Source organism: Brevibacillus sp. HB1.3, assembly GCF_013186635.1.
GTDB classification, from domain to species: Bacteria; Bacillota; Bacilli; order Brevibacillales; family Brevibacillaceae; genus Brevibacillus; species Brevibacillus brevis_D.
The window spans coordinates 121,283-139,631 of record NZ_JABMIT010000010.1; the positions used below are offsets into that span (position 1 = coordinate 121,283).

21 protein-coding genes are annotated in these 18,349 nt (G+C 47.3%); 18 read left to right on the forward strand and 3 right to left on the reverse strand.

Annotation, left to right across the window (positions count from 1 at the left end; translation table 11 throughout):
* The first annotated feature begins 9 nt into the window (after positions 1-9).
* Both HPY31_RS21665 and HPY31_RS21670 read left to right on the forward strand, forming a co-directional pair.
* Positions 10-900: a nitrilase-related carbon-nitrogen hydrolase gene (locus HPY31_RS21665; protein WP_172142411.1), complete on the forward strand. Its 891-nt coding sequence runs from the start codon at positions 10-12 to the stop codon at positions 898-900.
* Between the two features lie 89 nt (positions 901-989).
* Positions 990-1,514 carry a hypothetical protein gene (locus tag HPY31_RS21670; RefSeq protein ID WP_172142412.1) on the forward strand — a complete coding sequence of 175 codons (525 nt, stop codon included), beginning with the start codon at positions 990-992 and terminating at the stop codon, positions 1,512-1,514.
* Between the two features lie 68 nt (positions 1,515-1,582).
* Here HPY31_RS21670 and HPY31_RS21675 read toward each other — a convergent pair whose 3' ends face one another.
* On the reverse strand, positions 1,583-3,073 hold the full coding sequence (locus HPY31_RS21675) for an NCS1 family nucleobase:cation symporter-1 (protein WP_172142413.1): 1,491 nt from the start codon (positions 3,071-3,073) through the stop codon (positions 1,583-1,585).
* Positions 3,074-3,317: 244 nt separating this feature from the next.
* On the opposite strand from HPY31_RS21675, the gene HPY31_RS21680 reads away from it, so the two are divergent.
* The 15 genes from HPY31_RS21680 (at position 3,318) to HPY31_RS21745 (ending at position 15,909) form a co-directional block, all read left to right on the forward strand.
* Complete coding sequence (locus HPY31_RS21680; RefSeq protein ID WP_216675751.1) at positions 3,318-4,907, forward strand: ATP-binding protein; 1,590 nt, start codon at positions 3,318-3,320, stop codon at positions 4,905-4,907.
* 32 nt (positions 4,908-4,939) lie between these two features.
* On the forward strand, positions 4,940-5,623 hold the full coding sequence (locus HPY31_RS21685) for a response regulator (RefSeq protein ID WP_253901902.1): 684 nt from the start codon (positions 4,940-4,942) through the stop codon (positions 5,621-5,623).
* 117 nt (positions 5,624-5,740) lie between these two features.
* The gene (locus tag HPY31_RS21690) at positions 5,741-6,778 is read left to right on the forward strand and encodes a tripartite tricarboxylate transporter substrate binding protein (RefSeq protein ID WP_172142479.1); all 1,038 of its coding nucleotides are present in this window, start codon (positions 5,741-5,743) and stop codon (positions 6,776-6,778) included.
* Positions 6,779-6,824: 46 nt separating this feature from the next.
* Positions 6,825-7,292, forward strand: a complete 468-nt coding sequence (locus HPY31_RS21695; protein ID WP_172142416.1) for a tripartite tricarboxylate transporter TctB family protein — start codon at positions 6,825-6,827, stop codon at positions 7,290-7,292.
* 17 nt (positions 7,293-7,309) lie between these two features.
* Complete coding sequence (locus HPY31_RS21700; RefSeq protein ID WP_172142417.1) at positions 7,310-8,836, forward strand: tripartite tricarboxylate transporter permease; 1,527 nt, start codon at positions 7,310-7,312, stop codon at positions 8,834-8,836.
* Positions 8,837-8,945: 109 nt separating this feature from the next.
* A complete protein-coding gene (locus HPY31_RS21705) occupies positions 8,946-9,536 on the forward strand; it encodes a GNAT family N-acetyltransferase (RefSeq protein WP_172142418.1) in 591 nt (196 codons plus the stop codon).
* Between the two features lie 94 nt (positions 9,537-9,630).
* Complete coding sequence (locus tag HPY31_RS21710) at positions 9,631-10,047, forward strand: DUF3054 domain-containing protein (protein WP_172142419.1); 417 nt, start codon at positions 9,631-9,633, stop codon at positions 10,045-10,047.
* A 95-nt stretch (positions 10,048-10,142) separates the two neighbouring features.
* A complete protein-coding gene (locus HPY31_RS28650) occupies positions 10,143-10,280 on the forward strand; it encodes a hypothetical protein (RefSeq protein ID WP_216675752.1) in 138 nt (45 codons plus the stop codon).
* A gap of 37 nt (positions 10,281-10,317) precedes the next feature.
* Complete coding sequence (locus tag HPY31_RS21715; RefSeq protein ID WP_172142420.1) at positions 10,318-10,674, forward strand: hypothetical protein; 357 nt, start codon at positions 10,318-10,320, stop codon at positions 10,672-10,674.
* The gene (locus tag HPY31_RS21720; protein WP_172142421.1) at positions 10,658-11,281 is read left to right on the forward strand and encodes a thiamine phosphate synthase; all 624 of its coding nucleotides are present in this window, start codon (positions 10,658-10,660) and stop codon (positions 11,279-11,281) included. The genes HPY31_RS21715 and HPY31_RS21720 overlap by 17 nt, the downstream gene beginning before the upstream one ends.
* Positions 11,282-11,284: 3 nt before the next feature.
* Positions 11,285-11,947, forward strand: a complete 663-nt coding sequence (gene thiE, locus HPY31_RS21725) for a thiamine phosphate synthase (RefSeq protein WP_172142422.1) — start codon at positions 11,285-11,287, stop codon at positions 11,945-11,947.
* An 87-nt stretch (positions 11,948-12,034) separates the two neighbouring features.
* Positions 12,035-12,943 carry a hypothetical protein gene (locus tag HPY31_RS21730; protein WP_172142423.1) on the forward strand — a complete coding sequence of 303 codons (909 nt, stop codon included), beginning with the start codon at positions 12,035-12,037 and terminating at the stop codon, positions 12,941-12,943.
* Between the two features lie 98 nt (positions 12,944-13,041).
* Complete coding sequence (locus tag HPY31_RS21735) at positions 13,042-13,320, forward strand: antibiotic biosynthesis monooxygenase family protein (RefSeq protein ID WP_235617487.1); 279 nt, start codon at positions 13,042-13,044, stop codon at positions 13,318-13,320.
* A 360-nt stretch (positions 13,321-13,680) separates the two neighbouring features.
* Complete coding sequence (locus HPY31_RS21740) at positions 13,681-15,207, forward strand: two-component system sensor histidine kinase NtrB (protein WP_172142424.1); 1,527 nt, start codon at positions 13,681-13,683, stop codon at positions 15,205-15,207.
* A 192-nt stretch (positions 15,208-15,399) separates the two neighbouring features.
* Positions 15,400-15,909 (forward strand): hypothetical protein, encoded by a 510-nt coding sequence (locus HPY31_RS21745; RefSeq protein WP_172142425.1) that lies wholly within the window; start codon positions 15,400-15,402, stop codon positions 15,907-15,909.
* Positions 15,910-15,920: 11 nt separating this feature from the next.
* Here HPY31_RS21745 and HPY31_RS21750 read toward each other — a convergent pair whose 3' ends face one another.
* Both HPY31_RS21750 and HPY31_RS21755 read right to left on the reverse strand, forming a co-directional pair.
* Positions 15,921-16,607: a response regulator gene (locus HPY31_RS21750; protein WP_016743528.1), complete on the reverse strand. Its 687-nt coding sequence runs from the start codon at positions 16,605-16,607 to the stop codon at positions 15,921-15,923.
* Positions 16,604-17,794 (reverse strand): sensor histidine kinase, encoded by a 1,191-nt coding sequence (locus HPY31_RS21755; protein WP_216675753.1) that lies wholly within the window; start codon positions 17,792-17,794, stop codon positions 16,604-16,606. The genes HPY31_RS21750 and HPY31_RS21755 overlap by 4 nt, the downstream gene beginning before the upstream one ends.
* A 218-nt stretch (positions 17,795-18,012) precedes the next feature.
* Here HPY31_RS21755 and HPY31_RS21760 point away from each other — a divergent pair, with 218 nt between their 5' ends.
* Positions 18,013-18,345: a MarR family winged helix-turn-helix transcriptional regulator gene (locus tag HPY31_RS21760; protein ID WP_035985616.1), complete on the forward strand. Its 333-nt coding sequence runs from the start codon at positions 18,013-18,015 to the stop codon at positions 18,343-18,345.
* The last annotated feature ends 4 nt before the right edge of the window (positions 18,346-18,349 follow it).

Genomic DNA, 18,349 nt, shown 5'->3' on the forward strand with positions numbered 1-18,349 from the left:
AGGGCGCTTATGGCAGATATTATTCGCATCGGCTTGATTCAGGCAAAAAACGATGTCCACGGAGACGAACCGGTTCATATGCACAAAGAAAAAGCCATAGAGAAGCATGAGAGGATGGTGAGGGAGGCGGCAGCCAAAGGCGCACAAATCATCTGTCTGCAAGAAATCTTCTATGGCCCCTATTTTTGTGCCGAACAGCAACCGAAGTGGTATGAGTCAGCGGAAGAAGTCCCAAATGGACCGACCGTGCAACATTTCTCTTCCCTTGCCCGTGAATTAGGAACCGTACTCATTTTACCTGTGTATGAACGCGTAGGGATCGGAACGTATTACAATACCGCCGCTGTGATTGACGCGGATGGCACGTATTTGGGCAAATATCGCAAGCAGCATATTCCGCATGTAGGAGTGGGCAGCAGCGGCTGCGGATTCTGGGAGAAGTATTACTTTAAGCCCGGCAACCTCGGGTATCCCGTTTTTGAAACCGCTTTTGCCAAGGTTGGGGTGTATATATGCTATGACCGACATTTTCCAGAGGGCGCACGATTGCTTGGCTTGAACGGAGCGGAGATTGTATTTAATCCGTCTGCGACGGTAGCGGGCTTATCCGAATACTTGTGGAAGCTCGAGCAGCCTGCTCATGCTGTTGCCAATGGTTACTATGTGGCAGCGATCAATCGGGTAGGGACAGAAGCGCCGTGGAACATGGGAGAGTTTTACGGGCAATCGTACTTGGTCGATCCGCGTGGACAATTTGTCGCCATGGGGAGCCGGGATCAGGATGAGGTCATTCTCGCTGAAATGAACCGAAACAAAATTCATGAGGTGCGAGATACGTGGCAATTTTATCGGGATCGCAGACCGGAGACCTACGAAAATATGGTAAAGCTATTACCTTAAGAAAAGAGTGAGGGAGGTGCCTGTTATGCGCCTTCCTCCTTTTCACATCATTGGAAGGATTCCATCAGAGACAAAAGGAGCGTTCAGGGATGAGGCAGATTGTATATCGAGGGGTCGAATACGGTGAGGGACTTCGTGTCGTGAAAGCGCAAAAGTATGAGAGAGCAGAAAGGCGTCATTTTACAAACGGTGCGAGTGCAAAGGCAGTGTTTGGGACTGGTGTTTACTTGGTGAGCAATCCGGAAATCGCCGCACAGTATGCGATTTGTCATGCAGAAACCAATGGGGAGAAGGCAGTGGTGCTGAGCCAGCAGCTTCATTTGCAGGGTCTCGTTTGTTTGGACGAGCGCTATGGGGAAAATGAACTGCGCATCGATGCATTGCGTGCTGCTTTTTCAGAAGAGGAACTCGAACAAAGACAAAACGGAATGGGCTATGAAGAGTGGCTGCAATGGACAGGGGACAAGGTGCGTGCGTATTTGATTGCTTGTGGATACCGGGGGATTCGGTATCGAATCAGCCCGGAGCTAACGTATTATATTTGCTATGAGCCTGACGTTCAAATCGAAGAGATTGCGATTCTATCTGTGCTCGATGTCAGTCCATTTAAATGATAGAGTAAGTGAGCAAACGAAAGACTGGCAAACCCAACGGGGCAGCCAGTCTTTTTTTGTAGCTTGTATTAGGAAGCAATCGTTTGTTTTTTGTTTGCCGTGATTTTCTCGTAATCGTTGGCACTCAAGATCGAACCATCATCTTTCATCATCCATGTGTAAATCACGAGTGAAATCAGTAGTCCGACAGTCCAAGCGTTATCCCAAATAATAGATAAGCCCGGAATGTATTTACTTATAAAAGGAATCGCAATACCGATGAGCATCGCCCAGATGGCTCTGCCATTAAAACCCGTTTTGTAGGTGTAGATTCCATTTGTTTTGTACAACTCTGTTAAATGAATACGCCGTTTGCGCACAAGCCAATAGTCGGCGATGGCTATTCCGTCAATCGGGCCTAACAAGGCTCCATAGGTGCCGAGCCATAAAAAGATGTAGTTGCCGAAGTTCTCTAAAATGTACCAAGGCTGCAACAAGAGCGACACGACCCCAGCGATGAGGGCGCCGGCTTCATAGGAGAGACGGCGAGGGGCTAGATTTTCCACTGCCCGGGCAGGAGCGACGATATTGGCCGCTACGTTGGTCGTCAATGTGGCAAGAATAATTCCAATCGTTCCGAGGAAAATGGCGAAAGGCGAGAATTTAGCCAACACGGCAGCAGGGTCCCACAACGCTTCGCCGTAAATAACGACAGTAGCAGAAGCGACTGCAACTCCGATGAACGAGAAGAAACCCATCGTGGTCGGCAGCGAAGAGGATTGTCCGATGACTTGGGCTTTTTGACTTTTGGCATACCGACAGAAATCCGGAATGTTGAGGGCCATTGTTGCCCAAAAAGCAATCGCTCCCGTCAATGCAGGGAAGAAAACCTTGAGGAATTCTGAAGTGGTAGTGAATTTCGAAGGTGCAGAGAGCATCGGTCCCCATCCGCCTGCTTTAGTTAGCGCCCAGACGAGAAGAGCCAAGCTCATAATGATTAGGACGGGAGCAGCCCAAGCCTCCATTTTTTTGATCGTTTCAGGACCGCGATAAGCGACCCATACGTTTAACAGCCAAAAGCCAAAGAAGGATATCCAGAGATGTCCGGGAACATTTGCCCAGCCTGTCATCGACATGAGGAGTGTATCGATGGCAGCACCTCCGAACCAACAGTTGATGCCAAACCAGCCTGCACCAATCAAACCGCGAGCGACAGCAGGGATGTGCGCTCCTTTAGAGCCAAACCAGAGGCGCGCAAAAACTGGATACGGAATGCCAAATTTCGTCCCGGCATGAGAGTTAAGGAGAATGGGAATAAGGACAATACAATTACCGAGAATGATCGTCAAAATGGCCTGCCACCAGTTCATACCCAAGGAAATTAACCCTGCCGCCATTGCATACGTCGGCAAACAGATCGACATCCCAATCCACAAGCTGGCGAAGTTGTAAGATGTCCAGGTGTGCTCTGCTGTCCTCGTCGGCCGAAGACCTTCATTATAAAGCGGACTGTTCTTAATTGCCTCTTCGCCTTCCTTCGTCAGGGTAACAATTCCATTTGATACCGTTTGCGTCTTCACTTCTTTCCCTCCTTTGCTTTTCAAGATGTCTCGTATTCGGACAAGCTCCCCAGTTTGTCTTGAATACAAGTTGTAACATTATATTGGGGGAAAGAAGGCCTAATACCTGAATTTTCGTCATAAACAGATAGCCTTCAACGACAAGCTTCGTCATTGACAATGGGAATGATTCTACCTTTTCACCTAATGAGGGTGGTAAGATGAAGCAAGGGGTGAGCAAGCTGTGACGACAAGAAAAATCCATATGTCTTTGCAAACCAGAATGATCTTATTAATTGCTATCGTTATTATTCTGATTGTTTCGTCAATTGGAATGGTGTTTTCTTCCCTTGTTGCGTCTTCGATCGAAGAGCAGGTGGGCAAAAAAGCATTGAGTGTGGCGAAGATCGTTGCCAGCGATCCTGAGCTGCGTAGTGCTTTTTCAAGCAATGATCCTCCTGCGCTCATTCAACCTATCGCTGAGAACGTCCGTGTTCAAACCGGAGCAGAGTTTGTGGTCGTAGGAAACCATGAGGGAATTCGGTATGCGCATCCGATTGTGGATCGGATTGGAAAGGAAATGGTGGGAGGAGATAACGAGCCTGGACTCTCACATGGTCAATCGTACATATCAAAGGCGGTCGGCAGCATGGGACCATCATTGCGAGGGAAGGTGCCGATCAAAAACGAGAAAGGGGACATCATCGGAATCGTTTCCGTTGGGTTCCTGCTAGAGGATATCGAGGAGGCCATTGACCTCTACCAAGACCGTATCTTGATTCTGACTCTTCTCGCTTTGTTGTGCGGTGTTGCTGGTGCCATTGCACTCAGTCGCTATTTAAAGCGCTTAATTTTGGGATTGGAGCCGGAGGAGATCGCATCGTTGTACGTAGAGAGAAATGCTGTACTGGAGTCAGTCCGCGAAGGCATCGTGGCGATTGACCGCAATAAACGCATTACGATGATCAACAAGGCTGCCATTCGTATTTTGAACTTACCGGAAGGAGAGTTTCATCGCAAAGAAATAGTGGAAGTGCTACCAGACAGTCGTATGCCGGAAGTTCTGGAATCAGGCGAGCATCAATTAGATCGCGAATCGATCATGAGTGGAAAAGAAATCATTGTGAATCGACTTCCGATCAAGTTCGGGGGGAAGGTCGTAGGAGTAGTCAGCAGCTTTCGACCCAAATCGGAAATTGACCAGCTAGCTTCAGAATTGTCCCAAGCGAGGCGTTATGCGGATGTACTTCGCGCCCAAACACATGAATTTCACAATTTGTTGTATACCATTTCCGGCTTGTTGCAGCTTGGTTCGATTCAGGAAGCGGTCGTGCTGATTACGAGTGAAACGTCCGCACAGCAAGAGATGATTTTATTTTTGGCGAAGCAAATTCCCGATCCGTTAATAGGCGCGTTGCTGTTAGGTATGCACAATCGAGCCAAGGAGCTGAAAATTCAATTCGTCATCCATCACGACAGTCACTTGAAGGAGCTCCCGCCGACGATTAACCGACAGCAGATCGTGGTTTTATTGGGGACACTGATCCAAAATGCGATGGAAGCTGTCAACGAGCCATGTGTCGAGCAAAAACGAGTAGAGTGTTATTTGTCTGACACGGGCGATGAGATCTTGTTTGAAGTCGAGGACTCAGGTCCGGGAGTTGGGGAAGATCTGCGAGAAAAAATATTCGAACACGGTTTTTCAACGAAAAAAGGCGAAGATCGTGGAATTGGTCTGGCCAAGGTGCATGGAATCATCAATGAATGGGATGGCTATATTCTCGTCGGCAGAAGCGAGCTAGGTGGTGCACTTTTCACAGTATCCTTACGAAAAAGAATGGAGGTGGCGTCTTGAGAAAGCTGGAGGTTCTCATCGTTGAGGACGATATGCGGATTATCGATATCAATAAGCGATTTGTCAGCAAGATTGAAGGCTTTGAAGTCATTGCTACAGCAACGAATGGGACGGATGCCAAAGAATTACTGTCTTGTACGCGCCCCCAGCTCGTTTTGTTGGATGTGTACCTGCCTGACATGCTGGGAACGGAGCTGGTCTGGCATATTCGGCAACATTACCGCGAAGTTGACGTGATCATGATCACCGCAGCTAAGGAGATGGAAATGGTACAGGAAGCACTACGCGGCGGAGTGTATGATTACATCGTCAAGCCGCTGGTTTTCGAGCGTTTTCGTGAACGGTTGGAAAGCTATCGCAAGCATGTCATTCGGACGAGAGAAGCCGTCGAGGTAGACCAGGAAGTCATTGACCAAATGCTGACCAGAAGACTGGTTGCCCCGAAAAATCGCGATGTGCTTGCACCAAAAGGAATTGATCTCTTAACACTTGAAAAGGTGATCGAAGCGATCAGACAGACTGGGGACAAGGGGGTCTCGGCGGAGGAGATTGGCCGCGAGATTGGAACCAGTCGAACAACGGCGCGACGGTATTTAGAATACTTGGTCCTGGAAAAAAAGGCGCGTGCTGACTTGATTTATGGCACAGTTGGCAGACCGGAAAGAAAATACCGCTTTCTTCCATCCTGTTCCATGAACAATATGAACAAAAAGTGATTAATTTTCAAAATAGACCTTATGCACGAAAACTATTCCCCTAGCTACCGCGGTGGTACATTATGCTCAAGCGTGATAGCGCTTACAAATAAGCGGGTTAAGGGGGATATTTGCTTGATGAAAAGAAAAAAAGTGCTAATCACATTGTCCACTTTTCTTACACTAGTTTTGGCTGCTTGTGGTGGAGGTACCGGAAATACGGGAACAGCAACTTCCGGAGCGCCTGCCACAGAGGCATCCAAATACCCGGAAAAGCCGATCGTGTATGTAGCTCCATCGGGTGCAGGTGGGGGCTGGGATAAGACAGCTCGCTCGGTAGCAAAGGTGTTAGCAGAAAGCAAGCTGGTGACAGAAACCATCACGGTTGAAAACAAGCCGGGCGGCGGGGGGACCGTGTTCTTGGCTGAGTATGTAAGCAAAGACAAAGGCAATCCTTATAAATTATTCGTGAGCTCTCCTCCTATCTTGATTAACCATAACAAAAAAGAGGGGAACAGCCCATTTGGCTACAAAGAGGTCACACCATTGGCGCAAATGACGAAAGATTTCGGTACTCTTGTTGTAAAAGCGGATTCGCCTCATAAGGACATCAAGAGTGTGCTGGACGCGATCAAGGCTGACCCTAGCAAAATTACTCTGGCAGGGGGCTCAGCTCCTGGATCGATGGACCATCTGATCGGCGTATTACCAGCAGCTAAATATGGAATTGATCCGAAAAGCGTCAAATACGTCTCCTATGATGGCGGTGGAGAAGCAATGGCAGCCTTATTGGGCGGGAATGCAGACATCATTGCAACGGATGCTTCCAGCGTGGGTGAATATTTGAAAGCAGGGAAAATTCGCGTGCTGGGCGTTACTTCTGATGAACGTCTCGGCGGCAATTTGAAAGAGATACCGACGTTAAAAGAGCAAGGCATTGATGCGACGTTCACGATTTGGCGCGGTGTCTTCGGTCCGGCTGATATGCCAGCAGACGCAAAAGCTTACTGGGATGCCAAGCTGAAACAACTTTCCACGCATGAGGCATGGACAAAAGAATTGGCGGCAAACGGTTGGGAAAGCGAGTACAAGGATGCTGCTGCTTTCTCAGCATTCCTGGACGAACAAGATAAGCAGGTCAAAGAACTGTTGACATCACTGGGAATGTCGAAGTAGGGAGAGGAGGGGCATCCCCTCCTTTTCCACACCTTAGGAGGTATACATGAACCTGATGTTTGATCGGATCGGTAGCCTGTTTTTTGCGCTTGTAGGTGCACTCTTTATTGTTGAAAGTCAAAATATTTCGTCTAGTGCATATGGTAGTCAGGTCGGGCCGAATATGTTTCCATTCGGACTTGGTGTCATCCTGATCTTGTTGAGCTTGCGACTGTTTTGGGAGACCTATAAGAAAGGCGTGGTTGCTTCCACATCTGTGTCACAGAGCCCACTGCGATACAAGCGGTTTTTATTCATTTTGGCAGCGACAGTTTTGTATGTTTTGTTGCTGGAGCAACTCGGTTATGTTATCGCGAGCTTCGCATTCCTTCTGTACGCCTTCACCATGATGGGAAGTAAAAGCGTACTTAAATCGGCAATCGTTTCCTTACTGTTTTCAGTAGGCGTTTATGTCATCTATGTGCATTTGCTAAAAGGTACGCTTCCAGGACTACCTGTCTGGCTAGGCGTCTAGGGAGGGGATAGATTAGCATGAGTGCCTTGCAATTTTTGGCGGAGGGTTTTCTCGTTGCCTTACAGTGGCATAATCTGGTCTTTGCCTTTATTGGCGTCCTGATCGGTACTGCGGTAGGGGTCCTTCCCGGCATCGGTCCGATGAGCGGCGTCGCGTTATTGATGCCCGTTACAGCATCCTTGACCTCTGGCTTACCTCCTGAGAGTGCGGCAGCTAGCGCACTGATTTTGTTGGCAGGCGTTTACTATGGCGCGATGTACGGTGGTTCCACGACATCCATTTTGTTAAATACACCGGGTGAATCCTCCTCTGTCGTAACGACATTGGATGGCTATCAAATGGCCAAACAGGGACGTGCTGGCGCAGCGTTGTCGATTGCAGCAATCGGTTCTTTTATCGCGGGGCTAGTAGCGTTGATAGCGCTTGTGTTTTTAGCTGATCCATTATCTGATCTCGCTTTGAAATTCGGCCCCGCTGAATATTTCTCCCTCATGCTTCTCGGTTTGTGTGCGGTCAGTGGACTGGGGGGGAAGTCGATGACGAAAGCCCTCATTATGACAGTCTTGGGACTTTTGCTTGCGACAATTGGGATGGATACCGTTTCGGGTGTGGCGCGATTTACATACGATATTCCCGATTTGTACCAAGGCTTGGAGTTCCTCACGATAGCAGTTGGTTTGTTTGCCCTTGGAGAAGTGTTCAAGACGATAATCGAAGACGATCAATCCTCAAATGAAATCATTAAAGTGGGGCGGGTACTGCCTTCCAAGCAGGACTTGAAAGAAAGTGCCGGACCGATTACACGCGGCTCGTTGCTCGGCTTTTTCATTGGTGTTTTGCCTGGTGCTGGCGCTACCCTCGCATCCTTCTTCTCGTATATTTTTGAGAAAAAGCTGAGCAAGGATCCTAGCCGCTTTGGAAAAGGAGCGATCGCAGGTGTAGCAGCACCAGAGTCTGCAAACAATGCAGCTTCTGGCGGTGCGATGATTCCACTGTTGACGTTGGGTATTCCCGGCTCCGGTACAACTGCGATTTTGATGGGTGCCTTATTGATGTATAACGTACAGCCGGGTCCACTATTGTTTAGTGATCACCCGCAGATTGCTTGGGGCTTGATTGCCAGTATGTTTATCGGAAATGTCATGTTGCTGGTTTTGAATATGCCTTTGGTAAAAGTGTTTGCGAAAATTATTGAAACACCGTCCCATTTCCTGCTTCCGCTCATTATCGCGATTTCCGTTTTCGGTGTGTACGCTGTGCAAATCAGTACGTTTGACCTGATTTTGCTTGTGATTTGTGGGGTAGCTGGCTATTACCTGACGAAAAATGATTTTCCCCTGGCACCGCTTGTCCTCGGCCTTGTGTTGGGACCGATGATCGAAAATAACATGAGAAGAGCGTTGACCACCTCGAATGGCGACTTCTCGATCTTCTTCACGAAGCCGCTATCCGCTGCTTTTCTGGTTTGTGCGGTTCTGTGGTTGCTGATCCCCCTACTCTTAAAGCGCAGGGGGAAGCAAGTCATTATCAGTGAAGAAGCGTAACCTCATCTTTTTTGTCTTGACAGCGTCCTCGCAAGCCCGTATCATTGGAAAAATTTCGGGAAGCTGTTCTGCTCGATGATTGAAGCAGAACAGTAGAGGAGAGACAGACATGTTAAACATGGAACCAGTTATCTTGGAAGGCAAACTGGTCCGATTGGAGCCGCTCAGGATGGCTCATGTGGACGGAATCTGGGAAGCAGGTGCATGCGAAGAGATTTGGCCGCATATGTCCATTACCATTCGAACGAGAGAAGATGCTCAGGCTTTTATCCTGCAGGCTTTAAAAAATGAACAAGCCCAAACAGAATTGCCATTCGTCATCATTCGCCGAGCAGATGAGCGGATCATCGGGAGCACGAGATTCTTAGGGATAGCGCAAAAAGATCGCGGGCTGGAAATCGGGTTTACATGGCTGACCCCATCCGTCTGGAAAACGGGCGTCAATACAGAGTGTAAGTGGCTTCTCTTGCGCCACTGCTTCGAACAAGTCGGTTGTATTCGCGTACAGCTCAAGACAGATTCGCGCAATTTGAATTCGCAACGTGCCATTGCCCGAATCGGTGGCATTCGAGAAGGTATCCTGCGCAATCATATGGTGATGCCAGATGGATATATTCGCGACTCGGTATACTTCAGCATACTCGATCGCGAATGGCCAGAGGTCAAGCAAAAGCTGCAATTGTTGCTGTTTGGTGAATAAAAGCTTGGATTGATTGAAGGGCGTTCAGAGCATGTGTACAATAGGGGTGAACCAAGAGGGTTTACTCTGACAAGACCCGGAAAAGAGGGTATACATGAGACTGCGTTTGTCGCCACCGGGCTATTTTTTGTTGCTCGGGGATCTGATCGCCTTTGTGCTTTTTGTTTATTATGGAAAAATCATTCATAACTACCCTGTCACGGTTATGGGAATGATCGAAACATTAGCTCCTTTCCTCGTAGGATGGATCATCGCGAGTCTGCTTTTCAAGAGCTACGGACATCGAACATATGAATCTGCGGGCCGACAATTATTATCGGTACTGATTACTTGGACAGTAGCGGCACCCATTGGCTTGCTGATCCGCTCCTGGTGGACAGATGTACCGACTACGCTTATTTTTGCAGGTGTGACTTATTTCATCACACTGGCGTTTTTGTTTGGGTGGCGTGTACCGTTCGCCATCGGCTACGCGATCTACAAACGCAAGAGACTACTCGCAACCAGCTAATAAAGTGACCCGAATTGGTTACGCTATCCTATGAACGACGTAGGAGGTGAATCAATTGGGAAAGAACAACAACAGCAAAGACCTCGGGAAAAATCGTGGTAAAACGCTGGATGAAAATGATCGCAACACAAATTTGCGACAATCGAATCATAATGATCGAAATGAAGGAACTGCAAAAGACCGCTGAGCAATCAGCGGTTTTCTTCATTGATACAGGTCATGATGTGATATAATAGATTTTGTTTTTTTCTAGCGAGTGGAGGGAAACGTATGACGGAACCGATGCAGAATGTACAGCCGGTGACCTTGTCGTCACAGGCGTTTTTACTTTTGTGCAGACTATATGATGGCTGCTATGACGAATTGAATCAAAATGAGCAGATTCGCGAACTTGTGGAGTCTATCGGTGATATTTTGTTGGCGGGCGTAGAGACGTTGGAGAAACAGGAAACCAAGCCGAAAAATATTACCTTTCCACTTACCGTGCAACAAGCATTTTTTTTGCGTCGTCTCGTGATTGAGCTGTTGGCTCAGTCTCCGACTGACAAAGAAGACAAAACGACACAATGGCTACAGGAATGTGTGACAGCACTCGCTGGAGGCGAACCAAATGTCAAGCACTCGTGAGCTGCATGTGATTACGAGCGGCAGACATTCGCTTGATGACGTAATGCGAATGGCAGAAGCTGCTTATGCAGGTGGTATGAACTTTTTACACATACGGGAAAAACAGCGTACCGCAAAGGAATGCATGGACTGGGTAAAAGCATTGTCGAATGTTATTCCCCTTTCGTGCTTGATCATGAATGATCGGGTGGACGTGGCAGCTGCGTCTGGTTGTGCAGGTGCTCACCTGGCATACCATAGTCTGTCTCCTGCGGAAGCGAGAATGGTACTGAAGACTGGTCAAAAAATAGGGCGTTCTGTCCATTCCTTTTTGGAAGTACAGGAAGCCATTGCTGCAAATGTCGATTACCTGCTCTACGGGCATATTTTTGCGAGTGGTTCGAAGCCGGGTCTTGCGCCAAGAGGAACAATCGAACTTGCGCAAATGACGGCAAGATGGCATGTGCCGATCATCGGACTCGGTGGTATCACACCAGATCGGACGGCGCATGTTTTGGAAGCAGGGTGTACGGGCATTGCTGTCTTATCGGGGATCACAGATGCAACGGATGCCAAGTCAGCAGCCAGCGCTTATCGAGAGGCATTGGATCGTTGGGAGGGGAAATAAAGCATGCGTGATATACAAAGACTTCGAGAAAAGATGGGTGTATATTTTGTTATTGGCACGCAGGACTGCGGGTATTCCAGTGAAAAGACCGTTCAAACCGTGGAAGCAGCATTGCGCGGTGGAGTGGGCACGCTTCAGCTACGCGATAAAGGAAGCAAGCTAACTGCTCAGGAGCAATATGAGTTGGGCATTCAGTTGCAACAGCTATGCCGTGAACATGATACCGTTTTTTTTGTGAATGACGATGTAGATCTGGCGATTCGCTTGCAGGCAGACGGCGTCCATGTTGGGCAAGATGACATGACGTTGTCAGAAGTACGAGCCAAAGTTGGCTCTGAGATGTACATCGGCGTTTCGGCAGGTACAGTCGAAGAGGCACTCGCTGCCCAAAACGGTGGCGTCGATTGTATTGGTGTAGGAGCGATGTTTGCTACCCGTTCCAAGGCAGATGCTGGTGAGCCCATCGGACCGGTTGGGCTAGAGGAGATCCGCAAGGCTGTCGGTAATGACTTGCCTATCGTCGGGATTGGTGGTATTACACTGGAAAATGCTTCTGAAGTGCTTGCTGCGGGGGCCGATGGCGTCGCGATTATCAGTGCGATCAGCCGAGCAGAATCACCTGAAAAAGCAGCCCAAGCGCTTCAGCGGATTGTACGAACTCGTTAGCACGGACAAAGCGACGATTACATAAGGTAGGGTAATAGAAACAAACCAGGATGATGCAATCATGGCGATCAAAAGGAGGTGAAGCCGATGAAAAATCGGATTTACCGCATCGGATATGAATGGGTGAGCAAGCGGGAATTGCTCGAGCGATTGTTCATGACCGACTGCATTCTTATCGAACACAAGCGAATTCATCCCCCACCGGAGGATCAAGATACAGAAGTGCCACCAGAAAAAGAAACTCATGCTGTTTTAGTTCGCAGTCAGCGCCGCCCCGGCGAATGGGTGACGTTTAACGGGCTATACGAAATACAGACGAGAGAGCCCATTCCCTGGATAGATTCACCGCTGGAGTACCATCAATTCGGCGTAGAATTGATTCCTGGTAATATTCGTAGGGAAAAGGCACCTCAAGGCAGGATACCAGCGCGAACCAAGCTGCAAATCGCAGCAGTGCGACAAGATACTGTATTTGTCACGGTTCCTGGGCATCCGTCCAGACGTTACGAAATGTCGTTGGCTCACGCCCGATTTGCCAAGGATAACCCGACAGAATTGGAAATGAAGCTGCAAGTATACGCTTTTCCTCCACGTAACGATATTTTTGTGGATTGGTTATTGAAAGAAGGGCGCAAAACAGGAATCATTACGCGTCCCAATCAGGAAAGGGTAGAAAAATCTGCTTTTCAGGTGTGGGAAGATCTACGCCAAGAATACGGAATTAGTGTCAGTGCGGCATTGATTGCGATTAAACAGGCACTCATTGTTCTTGATCGTGCTGGTGTCGAGACTGACTTCCCCTATCCGCCCCAAGAGCGATCGGATATATCTTTGTTCAGTGAATCAGAGCGAGATGCCTTTTATTCCTACCAATCCGTTCGATGTTCGATGGCCGCTGTCGCTGCCTTGCTGACGGCAGACCCGAAAGATCCGTTGCAGGATACACTCTTGATGGATATCATGCTCGAGCAACAAATCAACCGCAGGCGCGAATAGCGTTTGCGGTTTTTAGGTTTTTCGCCAAAGGAGTAGTATAATGGAAATTGGTAGATGAACCCAATGAAAAGGACGTGTGACCAATCATGTATGTATCCATGAACAGGCTGACTGTACCAGCAGACTACCAATCCCATTTGGAACGTGCATTTGGTAATGGGGGAGAACGGATGAAGGAGGTTCCTGGTTTTTTGGAGTTCCTTTTCCTGGCACCGACGGAAGGTGACGAATACATCGTGTTTACGAAATGGACAGATGAAGAATCGTTTAAAAATTGGACAGAAAGCGAGGCTTTCAAGCGCGCGCATACAGGAACCAATCCTAATAGCCCGGTAAAATCGGATTTGCGCAATTACGCTGTCAAGTCCCATTCATAAAGCGAAAGCATTTGTCTCTACGGGGGCAGATGCTTTTTGGATTGGTTGACGAATAAACATCCTTGACCTTTTTATGCTCGATCGTGATATGATAGAAAATGTTGGGAAAGCGGTTTCAGTCAAACATGGTTAGGAGGTGAGGGTCTCCGAAAGCGGCAATAAAAGCGCGCGATAATAGGATGCTAGCCGAGATTGTTTGTCTGTAAGGATAAGAAGAGAACCTGATTGGATGGTGTCATTCTCTGCACCAGGATATCATCAAGCCGCTTTACATCTTGTCTCATTTACGTCCATAATAGAGCCTATACATACTTGGGAAAATAGCCTCAATGAAGCACGGAGAAAAGGAGCCAGAGTGTTTTGAAAAATCGAATAAGTAAGTATCTTACTCATTTGGTCCCTGCGGCGGTGGCCAAGACGTTTTCCTTTCTTTCAGATCATCATTACTCTGCTTTGCTTCTAGAAGACCGCGAAAATACAGAGGCTTTGTTTGTTCAGCAAATCACCAAATGGATTGAAGTAGTAAATGCAGTCGACACGTGTGCATTCGAGCGAGAATGGAGCGAAATGGCGTACCAATTTTCGTTGCTCGGAATGAATCTTACGTATTTACAGCAATTTTTGCGCAAGTGTCGAGACGTTATTATTGAAGAAATGAATAACAACTCATTTTCTCTTGCCACGACAGAAATGGAGAGAGTAGAGCTTTTGCAAGCACAGCTTCGTCTCTATCAATCGATGGACTACATATTGCAACAAATGGATGATGTCTTCAACAAAAATTCGCATCAATTTCCTCTTGAAAAAACGCCAACTTCTCCTACAAGTGACGCCAAAGGAGAAAATGTTACTATGCTCGCTGAACAGGAGCTAGTCCAATTGGTTCTACAGTCCAGTGATATTGCCGTTTTGATGATTGACCGCCAGCTAAGAGTCATTGAAGCGAATTACGCTGTCTGTCATTTATATGGCGTGGATCGGAATCAACTCATTGGTCAAAACATTGATCATGCCCTTCGCCCTCATATAAGCGAGCGTTTTGTCCAGTGGGTGATTGAACGCGGGCAGTCCGGCCATTATGTTGCGGAATACAGAGGCAAATGGACGACAGTGAGCACGAGCCCCATTTATTACAGTGGAGAGATGTGGGGAGCAATCGCCGTTCTTCGGAATGTTACGGAAAGCAAAAAGTACGAAGAAGAATTAAACAAGCGTGAAGCACTGGCAGCAGTGGGGCAATTGGCTGCCGGGATGGCACATGAGATTCGGAATCCACTGACAGCGATCAAGGGCTTCATTCAGTTATTGCGGGAGCAAGGGGAAGCAAATCGTAGTGAATCCTATTTTTCTGTTATCTTAACGGAAATTGAACGCATTGATGGGCTATTAAACGATGTCCTTGTTTTGGCACGGTACAGGGATGATAAAATCGTATCGGAACGTTTCTTAGTGATGGACGAATTATATGGCGTCATTCGTTTACTGGAGCCAGAAGCAAATCGAAGAGGAATCAAGCTAGAGCTGGACATTGCACAAGGCGAGTGGCATGTGTTTGGTCATCGTTCTCGAATCAAGCAAGCCATCTTGAACATCTTGAAAAATGCGCTTGAAGCATTGATGACACAAGGGAACCTCGTTCATGTGAAGGTATACTCCTCTCTCAATCAAGTAATCATTGTTGTGGAAGACAACGGACCTGGTCTATCAGATTCTTGCCTGCAAAATTTATTCGTTCCTTTTTATACGACCAAACAAGAGGGAACGGGGTTAGGTTTGTCTACGACACAGCGCATCATCGCGGATCATGGAGGCGAACTCTATGCGGAAAACTCTCCGAAATGGAAAGGAGCCCGCTTTGAGATACGTTTACCTCTTTCCATTTCCTAAAAAAACAAAATAGGATTGTGACTGTAGACGGATCGAATATCCGTCTTTTTTTATGTTAAAATGAGCGAATAGTCCTATTCGATAAAAAGTTGCAAGTCTTTCGAATCAATCTTTTTGTAAGTTGTTGTCAAGGTCTGTCGATCAGTGGAATAATTTACAAAACGGTTACAATTTGAACGGAGTTGAACAACAGTGATTCGGATGCTGAAAAAAAACGAAATGAGGTGGAGCTACTGGGAGGTTTGGTATGAGGAATCTGAGCATCTTTATACCGTTCATTACGGAAATGTCGGGGAAATTGGCAAGTATTTTGCTGTGGTAGCGGAACAGATCGAGGGAAGGCCTGATGAGGTTTTGCAGAGCTGGACAGAAGAGATGAAAGTACAAGGATATCAGGTTATGAAAGAGAACGATTTCCATCCAATGATCATTCGCTTTCCCCATTTATGTGAGTCAGAGATTGAAATGCGCTATTGGATCGAACAGCTGTTGGACGAATGCTTGGGAAAGACAGGGAATGGTCACAGTGACGGTGGGGAAGACAGTGAGAGGACGTTGGCAGTGATTTGCCGGGTGATCGATACGAAGAAAGCGGCTGCTGCTGTATTTGAAGCGATGTCTTGTGCAAAGCTGGGCGAAGGGGTTTCCATCAGCATAAAGCAGGAGGATGGAAATTTGATTCCCCTTCATCCTCCTGCCTGAAACTGTCTGATTTATTTCACGATTTTATGTCGCAGAGCTTTTGCCACTGCCTGAGTACGATCCTCAACACCCATTTTTTGCAGGATGCGATGCACATGTGTTTTGACAGTGCCTTCAGATATAAACAAGTTTTGCGCAATCTGATCATTTCGATAGCCATCTGCGATCTGTTGAAGTACATCTAACTCCCGATCCGTGAGTTCATCTAGCAAGACTGATTGGGAGGTGCTTGTCGAATCAGGTGTCTCACGTTGACCTTGCAGAGCTTCGGCAAGGGCTTTTGCGGCTGTTACGGTGTGGAAGAGGGCTTCTCCCTGATGGGCTCTGCGAATCAGATCAAGCATTTCCTGAGAGTCGGCATCTTTTAGCATATAGCCAACCGCTCCTGCGCGAATCCCTTCCACCACGTAATTGTGATTGTCAAAGGTGGTGAGGATCAATACCTTCGTGCGAGGATGCTGTAGCATGATTTCTCTTGTGGCTTCAATACCCGACTTGTTGGGCATCTGAACATCCATCAAAACGACATCAGGTGCGAGGGAGCCAATCAGTTCTACTGCTTCTACACCATCGGATGCTTCCCCAATAACTTCCATATCGGCTTGCATTTGTATGACATAACCTAAACCTTGGCGAATCATGGTTTGGTCATCTACTAGGACCACGCGAATGGCTCCTTCTTTTTGTTTAACGGTCATGTTCGCATGTTCCTTTCTGGTTCATTCTGGTGAATCGGAAAGCTGAAATCGAGTTGGAATCCGTGGGGCTCTCGAATGCGGTACGCGAGAGTTCCGTTCAATAGTTGAATCCGTTCAAATATGCCAGTTAGGCCAAAGCCAGGTTTGATTTTTTGGTCGCTCGTGATGCTTCCATCGTCTCGGATGGACAACAAAAGGATGTCCTTCTTTTGTTCAATAATGACGAGAATTTCTTTTGCGTCAGAATGACGTAAGGAATTGGTGATCGCTTCTTGCAAGATTCGATAAAACGTTATCGTCATTTCCTGAGAGAGCGGGATGTCCAGGTCGGAGCATATCAGCTCCATCTTTATTCCTGTATGCTTTTGAGCCTGCGACAAAAGAGCTCGCAGAGGCGTAAGTCCCAAGGAGGTTTTATCCAAAGCGAGTGTATGGACAGATGTGCGAATATCCTCCAGACTTTGCTTTGCAACACCAAGCATGTTGCGCACGGCTTCTTGTGCGTTGTCAGGTCCATGCTGCAACATATACTTCAAGGCATGTAGCTGGACAATGAGTGAAGTCAAACTATGACCCAAAGCATCGTGAATATCACGGGCAATTCTCGTTCGCTCCTCCAGAACCGCTACTTGCAGGGAATGAAGCGCTGCTTCTTGAAGTTGTAAGTGTGCCTCCTGCAACTCTGTATGTGCTTTTTGCAGCTGCTCCAGGTGCTGTTGGTTGGTTTCGTATGCTTCTCTTTGAATCCGATAGCCACGTGCACCGATATAGCAACCCACATACGTTAGAATATAAGAGATGATGTGCGTGAATCTCAGATTTTCTTCAAAATATAAAAAAAGCGTACTGCACGTACCGAAAAAAGTAGCATAGGCCAATGCTCGGCGTCCATGAATGTGAAAACCGATAAAAACAGCGAGTGGGAGCATCAAGCCGAAGCCCTCTCCCCCCAAGGTGAGAGACTTTACTAAGGAAACGATTCCAAGCACGACCGCGACTAATTCGAATTGGAAAGGCTTCCATTTTTTCTTGGAAATCCAAAATACCACAAGGTAACAAATAAATAGTACAATGGTAAGGGAAAATTGCAACGGAGTTTCCCGTTTAAATGAATCAGGAAGCAAAGCTAATACGAGTAAGATGGAAAACCACATGATCAGCAAACGTTTTTGTATGGCTTTCATCATTATCTTCAACAATGAGAAGTCCTTCTTTCTCTGCCGGATAATCACTTAACTTCATTCTAGCATGCGTTGTCGTCTATCTCCAGATAGATAAATCCTTGTCAGAAATCTACCCCTGGGTAGACTTCACTACATATACATTTCAGTAGAATTATTTTTGGGAAATAAACGACTAGTTATGGGTGTGGAGTGGTTAAGTAAGGATGGCAAGGGAGGTTCTTATGAAAGAACTGATTCAGTTGGCAAAACTCCTGCAAGAAGCCAGTGTTTTGTTTACCACGATTTCTGAGCAAGAGCTGGATACAAGCGATGTAACCTGGCAACAGGTCTTGATTCTGGAGCAGCTTGGAAACGGGCCAAAAACGATGGGGGACATAAGTAAGACTGTCGGTCTTTCATACAGCACAACTTCCGGTCTTATTAACCGATTGGAGCAGGAAAACCTGGTACGCAGGTTCCGGGACCAAGCAGATCGACGAGTTGTGTGGGTGTCACTGACAGAGCGTGTGTACCAACAGCGAGACGTGAAATGGGGAAATTCACAAACCGTTTAAAAAT

Bases quoted from the DNA above. Each gene is read 5' to 3' on its own strand.
- HPY31_RS21735 (WP_235617487.1), top strand. From the start codon at position 13,042: ATGAACAGGCTGACTGTACCAGCAGACTACCAATCCCATTTGGAACGT.
- HPY31_RS21755 (WP_216675753.1), bottom strand. From the start codon at position 17,794: ATGATGAAAGCCATACAAAAACGTTTGCTGATCATGTGGTTTTCCATC.
- HPY31_RS21730 (WP_172142423.1), top strand. From the start codon at position 12,035: ATGAAAAATCGGATTTACCGCATCGGATATGAATGGGTGAGCAAGCGG.
- HPY31_RS21705 (WP_172142418.1), top strand. From the start codon at position 8,946: ATGTTAAACATGGAACCAGTTATCTTGGAAGGCAAACTGGTCCGATTG.
- HPY31_RS21685 (WP_253901902.1), top strand. From the start codon at position 4,940: ATGCGGATTATCGATATCAATAAGCGATTTGTCAGCAAGATTGAAGGC.
- HPY31_RS21700 (WP_172142417.1), top strand. From the start codon at position 7,310: ATGAGTGCCTTGCAATTTTTGGCGGAGGGTTTTCTCGTTGCCTTACAG.
- HPY31_RS21665 (WP_172142411.1), top strand. From the start codon at position 10: ATGGCAGATATTATTCGCATCGGCTTGATTCAGGCAAAAAACGATGTC.
- HPY31_RS21715 (WP_172142420.1), top strand. From the start codon at position 10,318: ATGACGGAACCGATGCAGAATGTACAGCCGGTGACCTTGTCGTCACAG.
- thiE (WP_172142422.1), top strand. From the start codon at position 11,285: ATGCGTGATATACAAAGACTTCGAGAAAAGATGGGTGTATATTTTGTT.
- HPY31_RS21690 (WP_172142479.1), top strand. From the start codon at position 5,741: ATGAAAAGAAAAAAAGTGCTAATCACATTGTCCACTTTTCTTACACTA.
- HPY31_RS21695 (WP_172142416.1), top strand. From the start codon at position 6,825: ATGAACCTGATGTTTGATCGGATCGGTAGCCTGTTTTTTGCGCTTGTA.
- HPY31_RS21720 (WP_172142421.1), top strand. From the start codon at position 10,658: ATGTCAAGCACTCGTGAGCTGCATGTGATTACGAGCGGCAGACATTCG.
- HPY31_RS21710 (WP_172142419.1), top strand. From the start codon at position 9,631: ATGAGACTGCGTTTGTCGCCACCGGGCTATTTTTTGTTGCTCGGGGAT.
- HPY31_RS21750 (WP_016743528.1), bottom strand. From the start codon at position 16,607: ATGACCGTTAAACAAAAAGAAGGAGCCATTCGCGTGGTCCTAGTAGAT.
- HPY31_RS21670 (WP_172142412.1), top strand. From the start codon at position 990: ATGAGGCAGATTGTATATCGAGGGGTCGAATACGGTGAGGGACTTCGT.
- HPY31_RS21680 (WP_216675751.1), top strand. From the start codon at position 3,318: ATGTCTTTGCAAACCAGAATGATCTTATTAATTGCTATCGTTATTATT.
- HPY31_RS21760 (WP_035985616.1), top strand. From the start codon at position 18,013: ATGAAAGAACTGATTCAGTTGGCAAAACTCCTGCAAGAAGCCAGTGTT.